Origin of the sequence: Polynucleobacter sp. AP-Sanab-80-C2 (assembly GCF_035012965.1) — a bacterium.
Lineage (GTDB): Bacteria > Pseudomonadota > Gammaproteobacteria > Burkholderiales > Burkholderiaceae > Polynucleobacter.
Map to the genome: position 1 here is coordinate 13,820 of NZ_JAYGQS010000008.1, position 14,080 is coordinate 27,899.

General features: G+C 45.3%; 17 protein-coding genes. 10 read left to right on the forward strand and 7 right to left on the reverse strand.

Features of this window, described 5'->3' with window-relative positions; all coding sequences use genetic code 11:
• Entirely contained in the window at nucleotides 1-882 is an 882-nt protein-coding gene (locus VC178_RS10985; protein ID WP_323482559.1) for an oxaloacetate decarboxylase, read from the reverse strand.
• A gap of 45 nt (nucleotides 883-927) precedes the next feature.
• Here VC178_RS10985 and VC178_RS10990 point away from each other — a divergent pair, with 45 nt between their 5' ends.
• On the forward strand, nucleotides 928-1,755 hold the full coding sequence (locus VC178_RS10990; RefSeq protein ID WP_323482560.1) for an amidohydrolase family protein: 828 nt from the start codon (nucleotides 928-930) through the stop codon (nucleotides 1,753-1,755).
• A gap of 14 nt (nucleotides 1,756-1,769) precedes the next feature.
• The gene (locus VC178_RS10995) at nucleotides 1,770-2,732 is read left to right on the forward strand and encodes a tripartite tricarboxylate transporter substrate binding protein (RefSeq protein ID WP_323482561.1); all 963 of its coding nucleotides are present in this window, start codon (nucleotides 1,770-1,772) and stop codon (nucleotides 2,730-2,732) included.
• Here VC178_RS10995 and VC178_RS11000 read toward each other — a convergent pair.
• Nucleotides 2,729-3,091: a YkgJ family cysteine cluster protein gene (locus VC178_RS11000; protein ID WP_323482562.1), complete on the reverse strand. Its 363-nt coding sequence runs from the start codon at nucleotides 3,089-3,091 to the stop codon at nucleotides 2,729-2,731. The two genes, VC178_RS10995 and VC178_RS11000, sit on opposite strands and share 4 nt — an antisense overlap.
• Nucleotides 3,092-3,310: 219 nt before the next feature.
• On the opposite strand from VC178_RS11000, the gene VC178_RS11005 reads away from it, so the two are divergent.
• From VC178_RS11005 to VC178_RS11015, 3 genes are all read left to right on the forward strand, one after another.
• Complete coding sequence (locus VC178_RS11005) at nucleotides 3,311-3,481, forward strand: hypothetical protein (RefSeq protein WP_216176065.1); 171 nt, start codon at nucleotides 3,311-3,313, stop codon at nucleotides 3,479-3,481.
• A 138-nt stretch (nucleotides 3,482-3,619) separates the two neighbouring features.
• A complete protein-coding gene (locus VC178_RS11010; protein WP_215295032.1) occupies nucleotides 3,620-3,967 on the forward strand; it encodes a type II toxin-antitoxin system RelE/ParE family toxin in 348 nt (115 codons plus the stop codon).
• Nucleotides 3,964-4,251 (forward strand): XRE family transcriptional regulator, encoded by a 288-nt coding sequence (locus VC178_RS11015; RefSeq protein ID WP_216125490.1) that lies wholly within the window; start codon nucleotides 3,964-3,966, stop codon nucleotides 4,249-4,251. The genes VC178_RS11010 and VC178_RS11015 overlap by 4 nt, the downstream gene beginning before the upstream one ends.
• A gap of 66 nt (nucleotides 4,252-4,317) precedes the next feature.
• On the opposite strand, the gene VC178_RS11020 is transcribed toward VC178_RS11015, so the two are convergent.
• The 3 genes from VC178_RS11020 to VC178_RS11030 all read right to left on the reverse strand — a co-directional run bounded on the left by VC178_RS11020 (nucleotide 4,318) and on the right by VC178_RS11030 (nucleotide 6,392).
• Nucleotides 4,318-4,461, reverse strand: coding sequence for a hypothetical protein (locus tag VC178_RS11020; protein ID WP_216125488.1), 144 nt, complete (start codon nucleotides 4,459-4,461; stop codon nucleotides 4,318-4,320).
• A gap of 120 nt (nucleotides 4,462-4,581) precedes the next feature.
• Nucleotides 4,582-5,892 carry a Y-family DNA polymerase gene (locus VC178_RS11025; protein WP_323482563.1) on the reverse strand — a complete coding sequence of 437 codons (1,311 nt, stop codon included), beginning with the start codon at nucleotides 5,890-5,892 and terminating at the stop codon, nucleotides 4,582-4,584.
• Nucleotides 5,889-6,392, reverse strand: coding sequence for a LexA family protein (locus VC178_RS11030; RefSeq protein WP_251369948.1), 504 nt, complete (start codon nucleotides 6,390-6,392; stop codon nucleotides 5,889-5,891). Before VC178_RS11030 ends, VC178_RS11025 begins: the two co-directional genes overlap by 4 nt.
• A 203-nt stretch (nucleotides 6,393-6,595) precedes the next feature.
• On the opposite strand from VC178_RS11030, the gene VC178_RS11035 reads away from it, so the two are divergent.
• Together VC178_RS11035 and VC178_RS11040 are read left to right on the forward strand one after the other, a co-directional pair.
• Nucleotides 6,596-7,663, forward strand: coding sequence for a tartrate dehydrogenase (locus VC178_RS11035; RefSeq protein ID WP_323482564.1), 1,068 nt, complete (start codon nucleotides 6,596-6,598; stop codon nucleotides 7,661-7,663).
• The gene (locus VC178_RS11040) at nucleotides 7,660-8,610 is read left to right on the forward strand and encodes a tripartite tricarboxylate transporter substrate binding protein (protein WP_323482565.1); all 951 of its coding nucleotides are present in this window, start codon (nucleotides 7,660-7,662) and stop codon (nucleotides 8,608-8,610) included. Before VC178_RS11035 ends, VC178_RS11040 begins: the two co-directional genes overlap by 4 nt.
• Before the next feature lie 97 nt (nucleotides 8,611-8,707).
• On the opposite strand, the gene VC178_RS11045 is transcribed toward VC178_RS11040, so the two are convergent.
• A complete protein-coding gene (locus VC178_RS11045; RefSeq protein WP_323482566.1) occupies nucleotides 8,708-9,529 on the reverse strand; it encodes a tetratricopeptide repeat protein in 822 nt (273 codons plus the stop codon).
• Between the two features lie 168 nt (nucleotides 9,530-9,697).
• Here VC178_RS11045 and VC178_RS11050 point away from each other — a divergent pair, with 168 nt between their 5' ends.
• Genes VC178_RS11050 through VC178_RS11060 form a run of 3 tightly spaced genes read left to right on the forward strand, consistent with a single transcriptional unit; the run spans nucleotide 9,698 to nucleotide 10,474 of the window.
• Nucleotides 9,698-10,021, forward strand: a complete 324-nt coding sequence (locus VC178_RS11050) for a type II toxin-antitoxin system RelE/ParE family toxin (protein ID WP_215295045.1) — start codon at nucleotides 9,698-9,700, stop codon at nucleotides 10,019-10,021.
• Nucleotides 10,018-10,326 carry a helix-turn-helix domain-containing protein gene (locus tag VC178_RS11055; protein WP_416350557.1) on the forward strand — a complete coding sequence of 103 codons (309 nt, stop codon included), beginning with the start codon at nucleotides 10,018-10,020 and terminating at the stop codon, nucleotides 10,324-10,326. The genes VC178_RS11050 and VC178_RS11055 overlap by 4 nt, the downstream gene beginning before the upstream one ends.
• Before the next feature lie 13 nt (nucleotides 10,327-10,339).
• Nucleotides 10,340-10,474: a hypothetical protein gene (locus VC178_RS11060; RefSeq protein ID WP_323482567.1), complete on the forward strand. Its 135-nt coding sequence runs from the start codon at nucleotides 10,340-10,342 to the stop codon at nucleotides 10,472-10,474.
• Between the two features lie 46 nt (nucleotides 10,475-10,520).
• Here VC178_RS11060 and VC178_RS11065 read toward each other — a convergent pair whose 3' ends face one another.
• Entirely contained in the window at nucleotides 10,521-14,048 is a 3,528-nt protein-coding gene (locus VC178_RS11065) for a UvrD-helicase domain-containing protein (protein ID WP_416350558.1), read from the reverse strand.
• Nucleotides 14,049-14,080: the final 32 nt, after the last annotated feature.

The window sequence follows — 14,080 nt, forward strand, 5'->3', positions numbered from 1 at the left end:
TTACGAGAACTTCTTTTCTAATGCATCGAAGTCTTCTTTTTTCACAACGCTTTGGCGCTCTGCAAAAGTGGCTACTAATGCAGAGTCTTCTTTGAGCTCACCAGTTTTCTTGAGATGCTCTAAGGCATTGCTCATACCGCGGACTGCGCCCTGTAAAGTAGCATTAGCATAGAGCACGATTCCAAAACCCATTGCAGCGAGGTCTTTGGCTGGCAATGATGGTGTTTTGCCACCAATGACGATATTGATCAGCTGTGGGCAATATGTTTGTGCTGCGATGAGTTTCATTTCCTCTACGCTCTCTGGTGCCTCAATGAATGTCATATCTGCACCAGCTTGCGCATAGCTTTGCGCTCGTTCGAGTGCATCTTCAAGCCCATAAACAGATCTAGCATCGGTTCTGGCGATGATTAAAAAATCATCATGGGTGCGCGCATCGACTGCAGCTTCAATCTTGCCGCACATCTCTTCTTTGCTAATGATCGTTTTACCTGCAAAGTGGCCGCAACGCTTAGGCATGGCTTGATCTTCGATTTGTACCGCATTCGCACCTGCACGCTCGAGCACTTTAATAGTGTGATGAACATTGACTGCATTCCCAAAGCCTACATCAATGTCCACAATGAGAGGAAGTCGAATCACATCTCGAATGGCAGCCGTGTGTGCCGCAACATCATTCAAGCCAATAAAGCCCAGATCCGGAATACCATAGAACTGATTAGTGAGACCTGCCCCACTGAGATAGACTGCCTCAAAGCCAGCATCTTCAATCACTCTAGCAGCTAGGGCATTGCCCGCTCCTGGCACTAGCAAGCCTCTTCTCTCATTAATTAGCTTGCGCAACCTTGTACCTAAGTGCATTGGGCCATCTTGCTGCGGCATGGTAGTCTCCTTTTTACAGAATTATAAGGATGAACCGAGAGACAGATGCAAGAAAAACAGGTCGTCACTGGAATTGATTGCCACGCTCACATCATGGCGGTGGACCTTCCTTTGGCCCCTGAAATCCATTCTCGCCCGATGCGCGATGTCAGCGCTGAAGAATATCTTTCTGTTTTGGGTGCGCATGGCATTTCTCATGGGGTGCTAACAGCGCCTAGTTTTTATGGTCCTAACAACACCCTCTTATTAGAAGCACTCCGTCGATACCCCAATACACTCCGTGGCACGATCATCGCCGATCCAAGTTTGTCTAAATCTGATTTAGAGCGCCAATTGCTATTGATGCGAGAGCTTGGTGTTGTAGGTATTCGTCTTAATTGGATTAAAAAGAAATCTATTCCCGATATCGATAGCCCTGAATATCGAACCTTACTTGGTTTAGCAAAAGACCTTGGTCTGCATATCGAGTTATTTTTAGAGGATCACCTGCAGGAATATATCGTTCCTCAAATTTTGGCAAGCGGCGCTACTGTGGTTCTGGATCACTTTGGCAATCCCGATCCAAAACTCGGTATTCATAGTCCTTCCTTTCAGAATACTTTGCGAGGTCTTGATGCTGGCAAGGTATGGGTCAAGCTTTCTGCGCCATATCGCTTAGGCCATTTAAATGGCGTTAGCATTAAGCCCTACATCGATGCTTTGATCGCAGCAAATCCAAAACAATTGGTCTGGGCTAGCGATTGGCCCTGGCTTAGCCATGAAAATTTATTTACTTATACTGATTGCATCGACTGGATTCAGTCAGCAGTTGACGATCCAGCAATTTGGGAAGATATTTTCATCAATAACCCTAAAACGCTTTTTCATTTTTAGACTAGGACACTCCTATGCGCCACTCTCTCCTTCAACAAATTGCTAAAGGTCTATTTGGTCTGAGCGCTACCTGTTTATTGCAAAGCCCATTATCTGCACAAACAGTGACTAAATTGATTGTGCCTACCGCACCGGGTGGCGGCACTGATGCACTTTTTAGAGTAGTGTCGAAAGATGCGCAGCGTTTTATTGGTGGACCAATCAGTATTCAGAACGTTCCTGGTGCAGGCGGCACGATTGGTCTTGCCCAAGTAGTGAACTCTGCGCCTGATGGCTATACGCTTGCTGGCGTGTGGCCTTCACCGGTGACAGTAGTTCCACAGACCAGCAAAGTACCCTACACCCCAAGTGACTATATTCCGGTGATTCAGCTTTCTACTGCGCCTTATATCTTTTGTGTGCGCCCTGACTTTCCGGCAAATGATGGCAAATCCTTGATGGAAGAGCTGCGTAAGAATCCTAAAAAATATACCTACGGCACTGATGGTCTTGGCGGCCCAGCACAGCTAGCTGCTGAGCGCATCTTTAGACCACAGAATATTGAAGCGGTTGATGTTCCCTACAAAGGCGCTGGTGAAACTATTATTGGTTTCTTATCCAATCAGATTGATATTTATGTGGGTTCTATTCCACCGGTAATACAACATGCCAATATTGGTAAGGCGAAATGTCTCTTAGTTTCCTCTGTGAATAGAAATGCACAGTTTCCTAACGCAAGCTCATTAAAAGATATTGGTCTTGCAAAAGAAGAGACTTTGCTTTGGCGCATTATCTTAGCCCCTAAAGGCACTAAACCTGAACGCATCAATCAAATTGTTCAGGCTTATAGCAAGGCAATGAAAGAGCCTGACACATTGCGCTACTTAGATGAAGTTGGTGAGTCCTCTGCAATCTTAACTGGCAAAGAACTACAAGATAAACTCAATCAAGAGTACGCCGCATTTAGCCAGATCGCGAAGACCTTGAATATGCGTTAAGGTAATTCTTGGCGTCGCTGTTTCGCGACCTCTTGTAGTCTTAAGCAATCAGGGTTAGGTGTTCCATCCTCGTTGAGGATATTAAATTCTCGGCAAGGACTGGGACGCTGCTCATAGATAGAGCAACGCCAGCCTTCTGCTTGGGTATGTCGTAGCGCGACACAAGGCGCTCCACCTTTTTCCGTGCCCTTCATACAGGCTAAGTGGTCTGTAAGCTTTGTTGTCAGCTCTCCTGGAACGACACCCGCACCATTACCGGCAATTTCTCCATGGTAAAAACTCACCCGAAAATGCTGACAGCATTGGCCACATTCAAAGCAGGGATTGGCATCCTTAGACAGCTGATTCTCAAGAGTCATAGTCGCTTACCAACTACTTTCACTTTGATCGCTGTCGTTTTTTGGCAATGATTTTGAGTTTTATACAAAATTTTCTACTTTTTGATAGACATGTCATCACAGTTTACTCAGACTTCGCACAAGCATTAGATCTGCGGAGCGAAATACTGATTGGTTTACCGCCTGTTTTTAGATTGCTCCTCAGTCTTTGGGTCAAAAACCTAACAACGCTAGGAGGTAATGATGCGGATTCACCACTATCACTCTGAAGATGATGACTATTTTAATGAGTACGCCGACACCATTAAATATGACGCTTTAAAAGACCGGCTGCATTGGCAACATAAGACGCGTAAAGACATCCTATTAGATTATCGTTTTTACGATGATGATTGTGACTTTGATTACTAATGCAGTCATTATGCAAAGTCTAAAAAGAATTAGGGAATAAGGAGTTCTTTTTTGCATTAACTCATCAATCATTTATTCCTACAAGCAAATCAGTAATTTCTGATGTAATATATGTATCATTATTGGTACGCTATCGGGATGAAAACTCCAATTCTAGATGTGTACTTTTTTGCTTCCGATACAAGTAATGAACCAGTTAGGGAGTGGTTAAAAGCACTATCTACTAAAGATAAGAAATTAATGGGCGAAGATCTTAAAACTGTTCAATTTGGTTGGCCTCTTGGCATGCCTCTAGTGCGATATGTTGATAACGACATTTGGGAGGTTCGAAGCAAGTTGAGTAGTGGTATTGCCAGAGTGCTATTTGTTTTGGATGGTAACGCCATGGTTTTGATCCATGCATTTATAAAAAAGCAGCGGAAGACTCCAAAACCAGATTTAGACCTAGCAAAGTCCAGAGTTAAGCAGTTAAGGAAACGTTTATGAAGAAAAAAAATATTGGCAGTAAGTTTGACGATTTCCTAAGGGAGGAGTCCCTTCTTGAGGAATCGACTGCTATTGCAGTGAAACGCGTTATAGCCTGGCAAATAGAGCGAGAAATGGAAAAACAAAATCTCACTAAAACATCCATGGCTAAGAAAATGCATACTAGCCGTGCAGCCCTAAATCGCCTACTTGATGAGAGCGATACCAGCCTGACACTCATTACGCTTGCTAGTGCGGCGACTGCCCTGGGAAAGATTATTAAATTTGAACTGAAGGCCGCTTAAAAGAGCAAGGGAATAAGGAATCCGTGATTTCCTTATTCCCCTTCTACCTACTGCATTTACTATCTTTTACTGATATCTGCGATTAAATACTTGCTTTGTTTCACCCTCATGACGCTTGGTGTTTTTCAACACAGCGCAGTAAGACAGAATCATGATCACGGCCAATGAGATGCCATTAAAGTTGTTCATTAGATTGCTTAATGTTTCCATTTGTTTTCTCCTTGTTTGCTATTTAATTTGCTGCTATGTATTCAAATTAGTGGTTCAAAAGCTCATGAAATGAGCTAGTGATCAATACTTAGTTTTACTGTTGTTTTTCATCTCTTTCTCTTAACCAGCTACTGGTAATTCATCCCACTGGGTGGTGTAGTTTGGCGACTTGTTTCCTGAACGCATTTGCCATACTTGCTTGCTGCCGTTTGTACCGGCAGCTGCAGATCTGACTACCGCATTACCAAAACGAGTATTGATCTGGTCCATAGCTTTCATGAGGTGTGCAGACTTACCTTTACTTTCTATATCTTCAAAGAGGGATTGCTGAATCGTTGGCTTATCGCTAATCAGATTAAGAATGACGCCCGCCTTCTTGTAACGAAAGTTCGGCTGATAAATTTGTTGAAGGCCTGCTAGTGCTGCATTGGTTAACGTCAGCGTGTTATCTGTTGCATCTGATAGTGGAATCGTGACACTTTGATGATGCTGTGGCTCATGTTGCTTAAACGGATTTGTCTGAATAAATACTGTGAGCGCACCCGTCACGCTGTCTTGGCTTCTTAACTTCTCTGCTGCCCGCGCTGCATGGGTGGCGACGGATTGGGCCAGCTCTGCCTGACTCGTGACCAACTTACCAAAGCTACGGGAGGCAATGATTTGCTGTTTGGTTGGCGCCACTTCTTCTAGCCTGAGACAAGAGACACCTCGCAGTTCATAACAAAGGCGCTCCATCACCACACCAAACTGCTGACGCATTGCCTGTGGTGAAGCTTGCAAGAGATCGAACACGCTATGAATATGTTGTGCCTTGAGTTTCTTGGCAATTTGCCTGCCGATACCCCACACCTCACCTACCTCAGTCTCACTCATCCACTGATAGAGCTCTTCTTTATTCATAGCATTGACATCACACACACCGGAAAACTGTTTGTGTTTTTTAGCCAAGTGATTAGCCAGCTTAGCTAAGGTCTTACTCGCGCCAATGCCAACACATACTGGCAAGCCAGTGGTGTCTTTGACCTGCTGTTTAATCTTTTGACCTAACTCAATCGTGTCTTGATATGGTTTTAAGACAGTCTCAATTTGTAAGAAACTCTCATCGATACTGTAAACCTCAAGATGAGGTGTAAAGCTGCGCAATACTTGCACTACGCGGTTACTCATATCACCGTATAAGGTGTAATTCGATGAGTAAGCTTGAATGCCATGCTTTTTTGCCAGATCTTGCATCTGAAACCAAGGTGTTCCCATCTTTACACCTAAGGCCTTGACTTCGGCACTGCGCGCTACCGCGCAACCATCATTGTTTGAGAGCACCACCATCGGCACTTCTTCTAACTTAGGCTGAAACACCCGTTCGCAAGAAACATAGAAGTTATTCACATCGACTAAGGCGAATAAGGAGTTTGATGGTGAATAGGTACTCATTGCTTGCTCCCTTTGCTATATCTTGTGCTGGCATTGCTGTACTTACGCACAACGCCAACGACAACACCCCAGATTTGCAACTCACTACCTTCACTAAAGGTGATAGGTTGATAGTTGGGGTTTTCAGGTTGAAGTTCAATGCGGCCACGTAATTGATAGAGGCGCTTGATGGTGTATTCACCATCTACCACTGCTACCACGATGTCTTTGTGTTTTGGTTTGAGGGCTTTATCCACAACTACCTTATCGCCATCGCAAATCCCCGCACCCAGCATCGAATCCCCCTTCACAGTGAACATGAAGGTGGCTGGTTTGTTTTGTACTAGGTAATGATTGAGATCTAAACCATCCTCAGCGTAATCTGCTGCTGGACTGGGGAACCCAGCAGAAATCCGATGACTCAGGAGCTTGAACTCATAGGCGGCAAAATGACCAGCTAAGGCTTGTGGGGCCTGGCTAAGGGTTACTTTTGGGGAGGTCATTTGTTGCGTCATAGTCATTAATATACTGTATGTTTATACAGTATATGTAAAAACCGTAAAAATGAGGTGGTTTTTGTTGTTTTGGGGCTATGGGCGCCATTTCACCGCTCTTTTTATGGGCATACCCGAGTTCACCCTAAGGAAACTTGGGGACAAGCGATTGCATAATGGCTCTAGAAGTTACTGCTGAAGTAGCTTATATAAAAAACAGTAGGAGACACATGAAGACGTACAAAATTGCATCCATTCCAGGCGATGGAATTGGCAAAGAAGTTATTCCTGAATGCGAAAAGGTTTTAAACGCTTTAAGCAAAAAACATCCTGAAGTCGCTTTTGAGTTTGAGCACTTCGATTGGGGTGGTGACTACTACCGTAAGCACGGCATCATGATGCCCGAGGATGGTCTTGATCCTTTGCGCTCCAAAGATGCCATCTTGTTTGGCTCAGCTGGCGACCCAAAGATTCCGGATCACATTACGCTGTGGGGATTGCGTTTAAAGATTTGCCAAGGCTTTGATCAATATGCGAACGTGCGCCCTACTCGCATTCTGCCTGGTATTGAAACTCCGCTACGCAATTGCAAACCGGATCAACTCGATTGGGTGATCGTGCGTGAGAACTCCGAAGGCGAATACTCTGGCTTAGGTGGCAGAGCACACCAAGGCCATCCGATTGAAGTGGCTTCCGATATGAGCATCCTCACCCGTGTTGGAGTTGAGCGTGTGCAACGTTACGCCTTTAAGTTAGCCCAGTCACGTCCTCGCAAGCATCTCACGGTGATTACTAAATCGAATGCGCAGCGCCACGGTATGGTGATGTGGGATGAGATCGCTAATATCGTGGCTAAAGATTTTCCAGACGTCACTTGGGATAAAGAATTAGTCGACGCTGCTACCGCACGCATGGTCAATCGCCCTGAGTCTTTAGACACCATTGTGGCGACTAACCTGCATGCTGATGTACTCAGTGACTTAGCTGCTGCACTTGCAGGTAGCTTAGGCATTGCACCCACCGGCAACATTGATCCAGAGCATCGCTACCCTTCAATGTTTGAACCGATTCATGGTTCTGCCTTTGACATCATGGGTAAAGGTCTCGCTAATCCCATTGGCACCTTCTGGTCTGCCGTGATGATGCTCGACTTCTTGGGTGAAAAAACTTTAGGTGCCAAGTTAATGGCCGCCATTGAAAAGGTGACCGCCAATCCAAAGTTACATACCCGCGATTTAGGTGGCACTGCCATGATGAGTGATGTGACGAATGCTGTTATCGAGGAGATCTCTAAATGAAGTTAATTAAATTCATAAGTGCTTGTTTTATTTCGTTTGGATTGCTGTCGGGAGCAGGCGCCCAACCCTTCCCAGACAAAACGATTCAGTACATCATCCCCTTCCCACCCGCTGGGGAGTCTGACTTAGTAGCACGCTACCAAGCTGAGATCTCTGCCAAGAAATTTAAACAACCCATGGTGGTGATTAACCGTGCTGGTGCTGGTGGCGCTCTAGTATGGAGTGCTCTGAATACTTATCCTGCTGACGGCACTACGGTAGTGGGTGTCAATATTCCCCATACGATCTTGCAACCTCTACAAGAAGGTATTCAGTACAAGACTGAAGACATTAATGCCATCTACTACTATCACTTCACGCCCGATGCCTTAATGGTTTCTGCAGATAGCCCCTACAAAACTTATCAAGAATTTATTGCGGCAGCTAAAAAAGAGCCGGGCAAGATGTCTTTAGCAGGCTCAGCCCAGTTCTCAGCGAACCACATGGCAGTGGAGCGTTTGAACAAACTGGCGGGTGTCAAAATCAATTACGTTCCTTTTAAAGGTACCGGTGATTTGATTACCGCTTTAATTGGGATGCACGTCGATGGCGCGATGGGTTACCTGCCATTAGCGATTCAGCAAAAAGGCAAAGTACGTACTCTTGCGATCGCCACTGAAAAACGCAACCCTGCGCTACCAGATGTGCCCACCTTTAAAGAGCTGGGTTTGAACTGGGTTGACGGTGCTTATCGCGGCGTTGCCTTGCCAAAAGCCACGCCACTCGTCTTACAGCAAAAGATGTCTGACTACTTTGCACAGCTCAATGCCGACCCTGAGACCAAAAAGAAACTGGAAGAGTCTGGATTTGTATTGGTAGATGTACCGTTAGCCAAGATGCCTCCTTTCATAAAAGAGAAAACAGCTCAAGCTATGGAAGATGCTAAGAACGCGGGCATGATTAAGTAAGGCTTGTTAGATATTAATGACTGTTGCTTCAAATAAAAAACCACCGAATCTCGGTGGTTTTTTATTAGGCGCGTACTATTGCCATGCTCCCATGTAATCAGACATCACTCATAAAGTCGCCACCACCGTCATCCCACGAACTAGAACCTCCATCATCCCAAGAGCTGGCGTCATTCACACCAAAGTTAGGATCTAAAGATGCGGGGCCGCCAACTTGAGTGAGATTCGGATTTGGGTTTGCACTGGAATGGCCGCCATCGTGACCGCCCATGAGATTATTTGCTAAGGCTTGACCAGCAACCATGCCAGCACCTAAAGCAGCGCCAGTAGCCAAGCTACCCATCAAGCCACTTCCCATGCCACCTGCAGCTGGAGCTCCAGGGTAGCCAGGACCACCTGGATAACCAGCAGGAGGACCACCTGGAGTACCAGGGTAACCAGCGCTAGGTGCGTTGTAGACCTGCACAGCTTCAGCCTTACGACGTCTCATCACAATAATGATGCCTACTACCAAGATCGCAATCAAACCCCAAAAGATTGGATTGCTAAAAATTGAGCCTTGAGCAGCGGCAGGGCCTACTGCACCACTAGCGAGCTGCACTTGGAGTTTTTGTACAGACTCCGGTTGAGCAAATGGCAATCCTGGCGCAAGATTTTCTGCTTTGACAAAGTGATTGCGTGCGGCATCGAGCTTACCTTCTTTAAGATAAAGCTCAGCAGCTACATAGTGCGCTTTGGCACTATTAGGATGGTTCTGCAAAACCTCTTTCATCATGGCATCAGCTTTAGCCAACTGCCCAGATTGCACGGCTTGATATATCTCTGGCAAAGATGCCTCAGCGAATACGGGATTGCTAGCAAGCAATACCGCAGCGGCAAATAAACCAGCAAGTACATTAATTAGATTACGCATTTTCATGATGACTCCTTATAGGATGTTTCTTGCGAATTTCATTATCCCTAGTTTCGGGATTTTTGCTATTCCCCTCCTATATGGGGGCTTTTGGGTGTAATTCAAGATGCATAACCCTTTCATTTTCAAGTGCTTTCCTGTTACAATGTTAACAAATTTGTTATCATCAGTGCGATGACATATTCCATTATTTATATCAGTCAGGAGGTTCAAGAAGACATCATGGATCTACCCTGCACACTAAAAGCACGCTACATTTGCTTAACTGAACGAATGATCGAATATGGGCCTAATTTGGGTTTACCGCACACCAATGCATTTGGTGGCGGCTTATTTGAATTGCGACTAAAAGGAGCCGAAGGCATTGCAAGGGTTTTTTTCTGCACGCTCATTAAACGAGAGATTGTGATGCTGCATAGCTTCATTAAAAAGACTCAAAAGACGCCGGAGACTGAAATAAAAATTGCTAAGCAGCGCATGAAGGAGTTGAATAAATGACAATCAAAAAAACTAAACTCTTAAGCCATAAACAAATGGTTAGCAAGATGCTAAAGGATCCTGCTATCAAAGCAGAGGTTGCTAAACTGAATCGCGAAGAATTTGCGATTCTAGATGAGATACTCGCCGCCAGAAAAAAAGCGGGGCTCTCCCAAGCAGAAATTGCTAAACGCATGGGAACTCAAGCCCCTGCAATTGCAAGATTAGAAAGCTCATTGGCTAGTGGCAAACACTCCCCAAGTCTAAATACCCTCAGGAAGTATGCGGCTGCTCTAGGTAAAAGAATTGAACTTCATTTGGTGTAATCTTCAAGGCAATATGAAGAAGAAAATTATTAGGCACAGCGCAGAAGAGGATGAGGTAATTACAAAGGCGGCTATGTCTGATCCAGACCCTCTTCCCCTCGCAGAAGAAGAGTGGAATGAAATCAAACACAGAACAATTCATGGTTGAGGAATACCTCTGGGGCGTAGCTCTGAAAAAAAGAGTGCGAAAAGCTTTAAAGCTCCTTGATCTCACCCAAGGAAGATATTAAATAAGCCTTATTAGGCTTGTCCTTGCGGATACGACTTAACTCAGCCCGGTAGTTTTGGAGTTGCTCGCGATATTTTTCATACTTCTCAGTTCCTACTGCTGGAATGGTGAGCTTGTAATCGATGATGGCGATGTAGTCATCTAACTCAACCAAGCGATCCATGCGATAGCTCTTACCTTCTTTACTTGCAATATCTAACTCATTCCATGCGGCAATCCATTGACCTGAGGTTAGATACTTGCTGAGCTCTGGCGCTTCCAATACTGTCTGGGCGCGCTCGATCACTTTCAGGGCATGGGCTTCATCTACACCAAGCCAATTCATCACCTCTTGCTCGCTTGGCATCTGTGTTGCTTGTGCTTTAGTCGAGTCGGCAGTAACAAACTCCAACAGTTTATGAAAATGTGTACCTTCCTCTAAGATCTCTAGATCAGGTTCTGATGTTTGCTCACCTGCACCAGCAAATACTTCTACCGTGATGCCATCCTGAATATCACGTAGTAATTGAGTATGACTTTCTTGGGCCGGATTCCACTCCAAGACAAAATCTTCAACGGCACTTTCTGGAGCGCTCTTTGGTTTAACTGCTACATCTTTAGGCTTATCAACCTGATCCTGGTTAACTTGATAAATCGTTAACTCAGCACTATTGGCCTTGCCATACCAAGACGTTTTATCTAGACCATCGGGATTATTCTTAGTGGGTTTCTGGGCATCGCCACTAATCCATAAGCCTTGGCGAGCACGGGTCATCGCCACATAAAGTAAGTTCCAGTTTTCATTTTCACCAATACGCTTTTCTTCTTCGTTGATCTCAGCGCGAGGGCTAGTTAATGTTTTGGAAGTAAAGAGGGATAGATGGGAAGGACTCTCTTCTTCTGGCGCCCAATCAATCAATACCCCGCTGTAGTCCACATTAGTATCTGTGTTATTGGTATCTAACATGATCACAAAAGGAGATTCCAATCCTTTTGCTCCATGAATCGTCATCAAGCGCACACGCTTATGGCGATCTTCTTCTGACATCTCACTTTCTTCATCAATGTCGACTAAATTGTCATCACTTGCCGCATCAACATCACCCTCATCAGGTGTTTCATCATCATCGCCACGACGCTTGGCATTAATTTCTTGAATAAAACGACTTAGGCTTGGGTATTGGCCACCATCTTGATTCAGCGCCACCTCCAAAAAGGCATCTAAGTTTGCCAATACCTGTGGACGATCAAGATCCTGACAGACGGCGGCGTATTTGAGGCGCACATCACCCTCTTGGTAAATACGATCTAATAAGTCATGCACTGGTAGACGCTCACCGAGTAAATGCCAGTGCTGAAGATAACGCGCTGCAAACTGTAATTTTACATCCTGACTATCTTGCAGAGCATCCCACCAAGAACGATATTGACCTGATGTCATGGCAACGGCCAACTGCTGCATTTGCTTTTCAGTAAAGCCAAAGATGGGGCAGCGCAATACTTGGGCTAATGGCAAATCATGACGCGGGGTCACTAGCACAGTTAATAAAGCAATCAGGTCATCGATCTCAAGTGTATTTAACAAACCACCTAAGCGCGAGCTCTCATACGCAAGGTCTGCTTCACGCAGCGCTCGCTCATATTGAGGTAAAAACTTACGGCGCTTGACCAATAAGAGGAAATCACTTGCTCTTGCCTCTCTCCAAAACTCTTTACCCCCCTCTTTGTCTACCACTTTACGGGTGGCGATAATTTCTTTAATGAGACGAGCAACTAATGCACCTTCTTGTTGGCGCTGAACTACTGTAACCGTCTCGCTAGAGTCTGCAATCGCTTTATCAAAAGCACTGCCCTCTCGCACTGCTTCAGTTTTCTCCGCATAGGGTATTAAAGGAAGCAAATAAATCTCACCCTCTTTGGCATAAGTCTCTGTGGGCTGATGGTCTGCTGGACTAGACCACAGAGTTTCTTGTTTGGTATATGGATATTCTGGCGGAATCTGCTCACTCTGGAAGATCGTATTGACCGCTGTATTAATTTGATCTGCATTGCGACGTGTTTTATCTTGCTCTATGTAAGCTGCGCCTAGGTTCTGATGTAAAAACGCTCTTGCACTCACAAATAATCTTGGGTCCGCACGACGAAAACGATAAATCGATTGCTTAGGGTCGCCCACAATAAACACTTTAGGCTTCTCATCACCTTCGCTATAGCCTGCTAACCATGCTCGCAAAATTTGCCATTGCAATGGGTTGGTATCCTGAAACTCATCCACCAGGATTTGTTTATATTTAGCGTCTAAGCGCGACTGTAGATAAGCAGCGTTAGCGGAGTCAACCATTAGCATGCTCACGCCAATCTCTAAGTCATCGAAGTCACGCACGCGCATATTTTCTTTTGCGGCATTAGCGTGCGCCATCATCGATTGATTGAGCGCAAACCAGGCCTCGTTCATGGCAAAGACATCCTGCTCTGCCTGCCAGAGGAGATATTCCTCAAAAGTGTGACCCCAAGACTGCTTAAATCTGATGTGTTCACTAACTCGGTCGGACATCCCTTCGTTATTTAAAAAGGTTTGTAATGCGCTCAAAGCGCTATCGTTGCCAGCTCGGTACTTCACTGGCTCTTTTGTTAAGAAGACACTTTGCAAGGTAGCAGCAATATCCATCACATTGCCGCCACGCTGCTTACATGCAATGGCTGGCAATAGATTGGGTAATAGCTTTTGATCATTTGTACTGCTATTCCTCAGGCAATGCGCTAAAAACTCCAGATCAGCTAATGCGCTTGGCGCATCCCACTGCGCAATTAATGGGTTAGGTAAATTGAGTTTGGGTAGCGTTTGCTTTAAACGCTCTATTGGACTATTACCGGTTTGTTTGCAATCCTTCGCAAAAAAAGTCCATGCTCCCCTTTGTTTAAAGAGACTGCTTCTTCCCATTAAAAGCTTTTGTGTCTCGTGTGAGCCAAGATGGTTCAGCAAGACGTCATAATGCGCCTTGAGTTCTGGTGTGAGATCGCCCCACCAATCATCAAGACACTCTTCTTGCAGGCGCTTAGCGTCTTCACGCAACTTAAATCCTGGCTGAATCCCCAAGGAGACCGGCGCTGCACCGAGTAATCTGCCAAACCAACCATGAAAGGTATCAATCACAATTGGCTGTGGGTTTGCTAGCACTTGCTCATAGAGCGCTTTAGCCTTCGCTAAAGATTGCTCCGCTTGCTCTAGCTCCATACCTCTAGCGATGAGCTCCTTTGTTAAAGAGGTGTCATCACTTTTTGAGAACTGCTCTAGCAATCCATATAAGCGATCACGCATCTCTTGTGCCGCTTTGCGTGTAAATGTTAATGCAAGAATCTCTTGAGGTTTCACACCATCAAGCAAGAGTCGCACCATTCTTGCTACGAGTAACCATGTCTTACCACTGCCGGCGCAAGCAGAAACAATGACTGAACGCTGGGGGTCACAGGCGAGCTTTTCTGAATAAGCTTGCTTCTCAGGAAGTATGTTCATCTGCGCATTGAGCTGCGTATTTAGCGGATCAC

Bases quoted from the DNA above. Each gene is read 5' to 3' on its own strand.
- VC178_RS10985 (WP_323482559.1), bottom strand. From the start codon at position 882: ATGCCGCAGCAAGATGGCCCAATGCACTTAGGTACAAGGTTGCGCAAG.
- VC178_RS10990 (WP_323482560.1), top strand. From the start codon at position 928: ATGCAAGAAAAACAGGTCGTCACTGGAATTGATTGCCACGCTCACATC.
- VC178_RS10995 (WP_323482561.1), top strand. From the start codon at position 1,770: ATGCGCCACTCTCTCCTTCAACAAATTGCTAAAGGTCTATTTGGTCTG.
- VC178_RS11000 (WP_323482562.1), bottom strand. From the start codon at position 3,091: ATGACTCTTGAGAATCAGCTGTCTAAGGATGCCAATCCCTGCTTTGAA.
- VC178_RS11005 (WP_216176065.1), top strand. From the start codon at position 3,311: ATGATGCGGATTCACCACTATCACTCTGAAGATGATGACTATTTTAAT.
- VC178_RS11010 (WP_215295032.1), top strand. From the start codon at position 3,620: ATGAAAACTCCAATTCTAGATGTGTACTTTTTTGCTTCCGATACAAGT.
- VC178_RS11015 (WP_216125490.1), top strand. From the start codon at position 3,964: ATGAAGAAAAAAAATATTGGCAGTAAGTTTGACGATTTCCTAAGGGAG.
- VC178_RS11020 (WP_216125488.1), bottom strand. From the start codon at position 4,461: ATGGAAACATTAAGCAATCTAATGAACAACTTTAATGGCATCTCATTG.
- VC178_RS11025 (WP_323482563.1), bottom strand. From the start codon at position 5,892: ATGAGTACCTATTCACCATCAAACTCCTTATTCGCCTTAGTCGATGTG.
- VC178_RS11030 (WP_251369948.1), bottom strand. From the start codon at position 6,392: ATGACTATGACGCAACAAATGACCTCCCCAAAAGTAACCCTTAGCCAG.
- VC178_RS11035 (WP_323482564.1), top strand. From the start codon at position 6,596: ATGAAGACGTACAAAATTGCATCCATTCCAGGCGATGGAATTGGCAAA.
- VC178_RS11040 (WP_323482565.1), top strand. From the start codon at position 7,660: ATGAAGTTAATTAAATTCATAAGTGCTTGTTTTATTTCGTTTGGATTG.
- VC178_RS11045 (WP_323482566.1), bottom strand. From the start codon at position 9,529: ATGAAAATGCGTAATCTAATTAATGTACTTGCTGGTTTATTTGCCGCT.
- VC178_RS11050 (WP_215295045.1), top strand. From the start codon at position 9,698: ATGACATATTCCATTATTTATATCAGTCAGGAGGTTCAAGAAGACATC.
- VC178_RS11055 (WP_416350557.1), top strand. From the start codon at position 10,018: ATGACAATCAAAAAAACTAAACTCTTAAGCCATAAACAAATGGTTAGC.
- VC178_RS11060 (WP_323482567.1), top strand. From the start codon at position 10,340: ATGAAGAAGAAAATTATTAGGCACAGCGCAGAAGAGGATGAGGTAATT.
- VC178_RS11065 (WP_416350558.1), bottom strand. From the start codon at position 14,048: ATGAACATACTTCCTGAGAAGCAAGCTTATTCAGAAAAGCTCGCCTGT.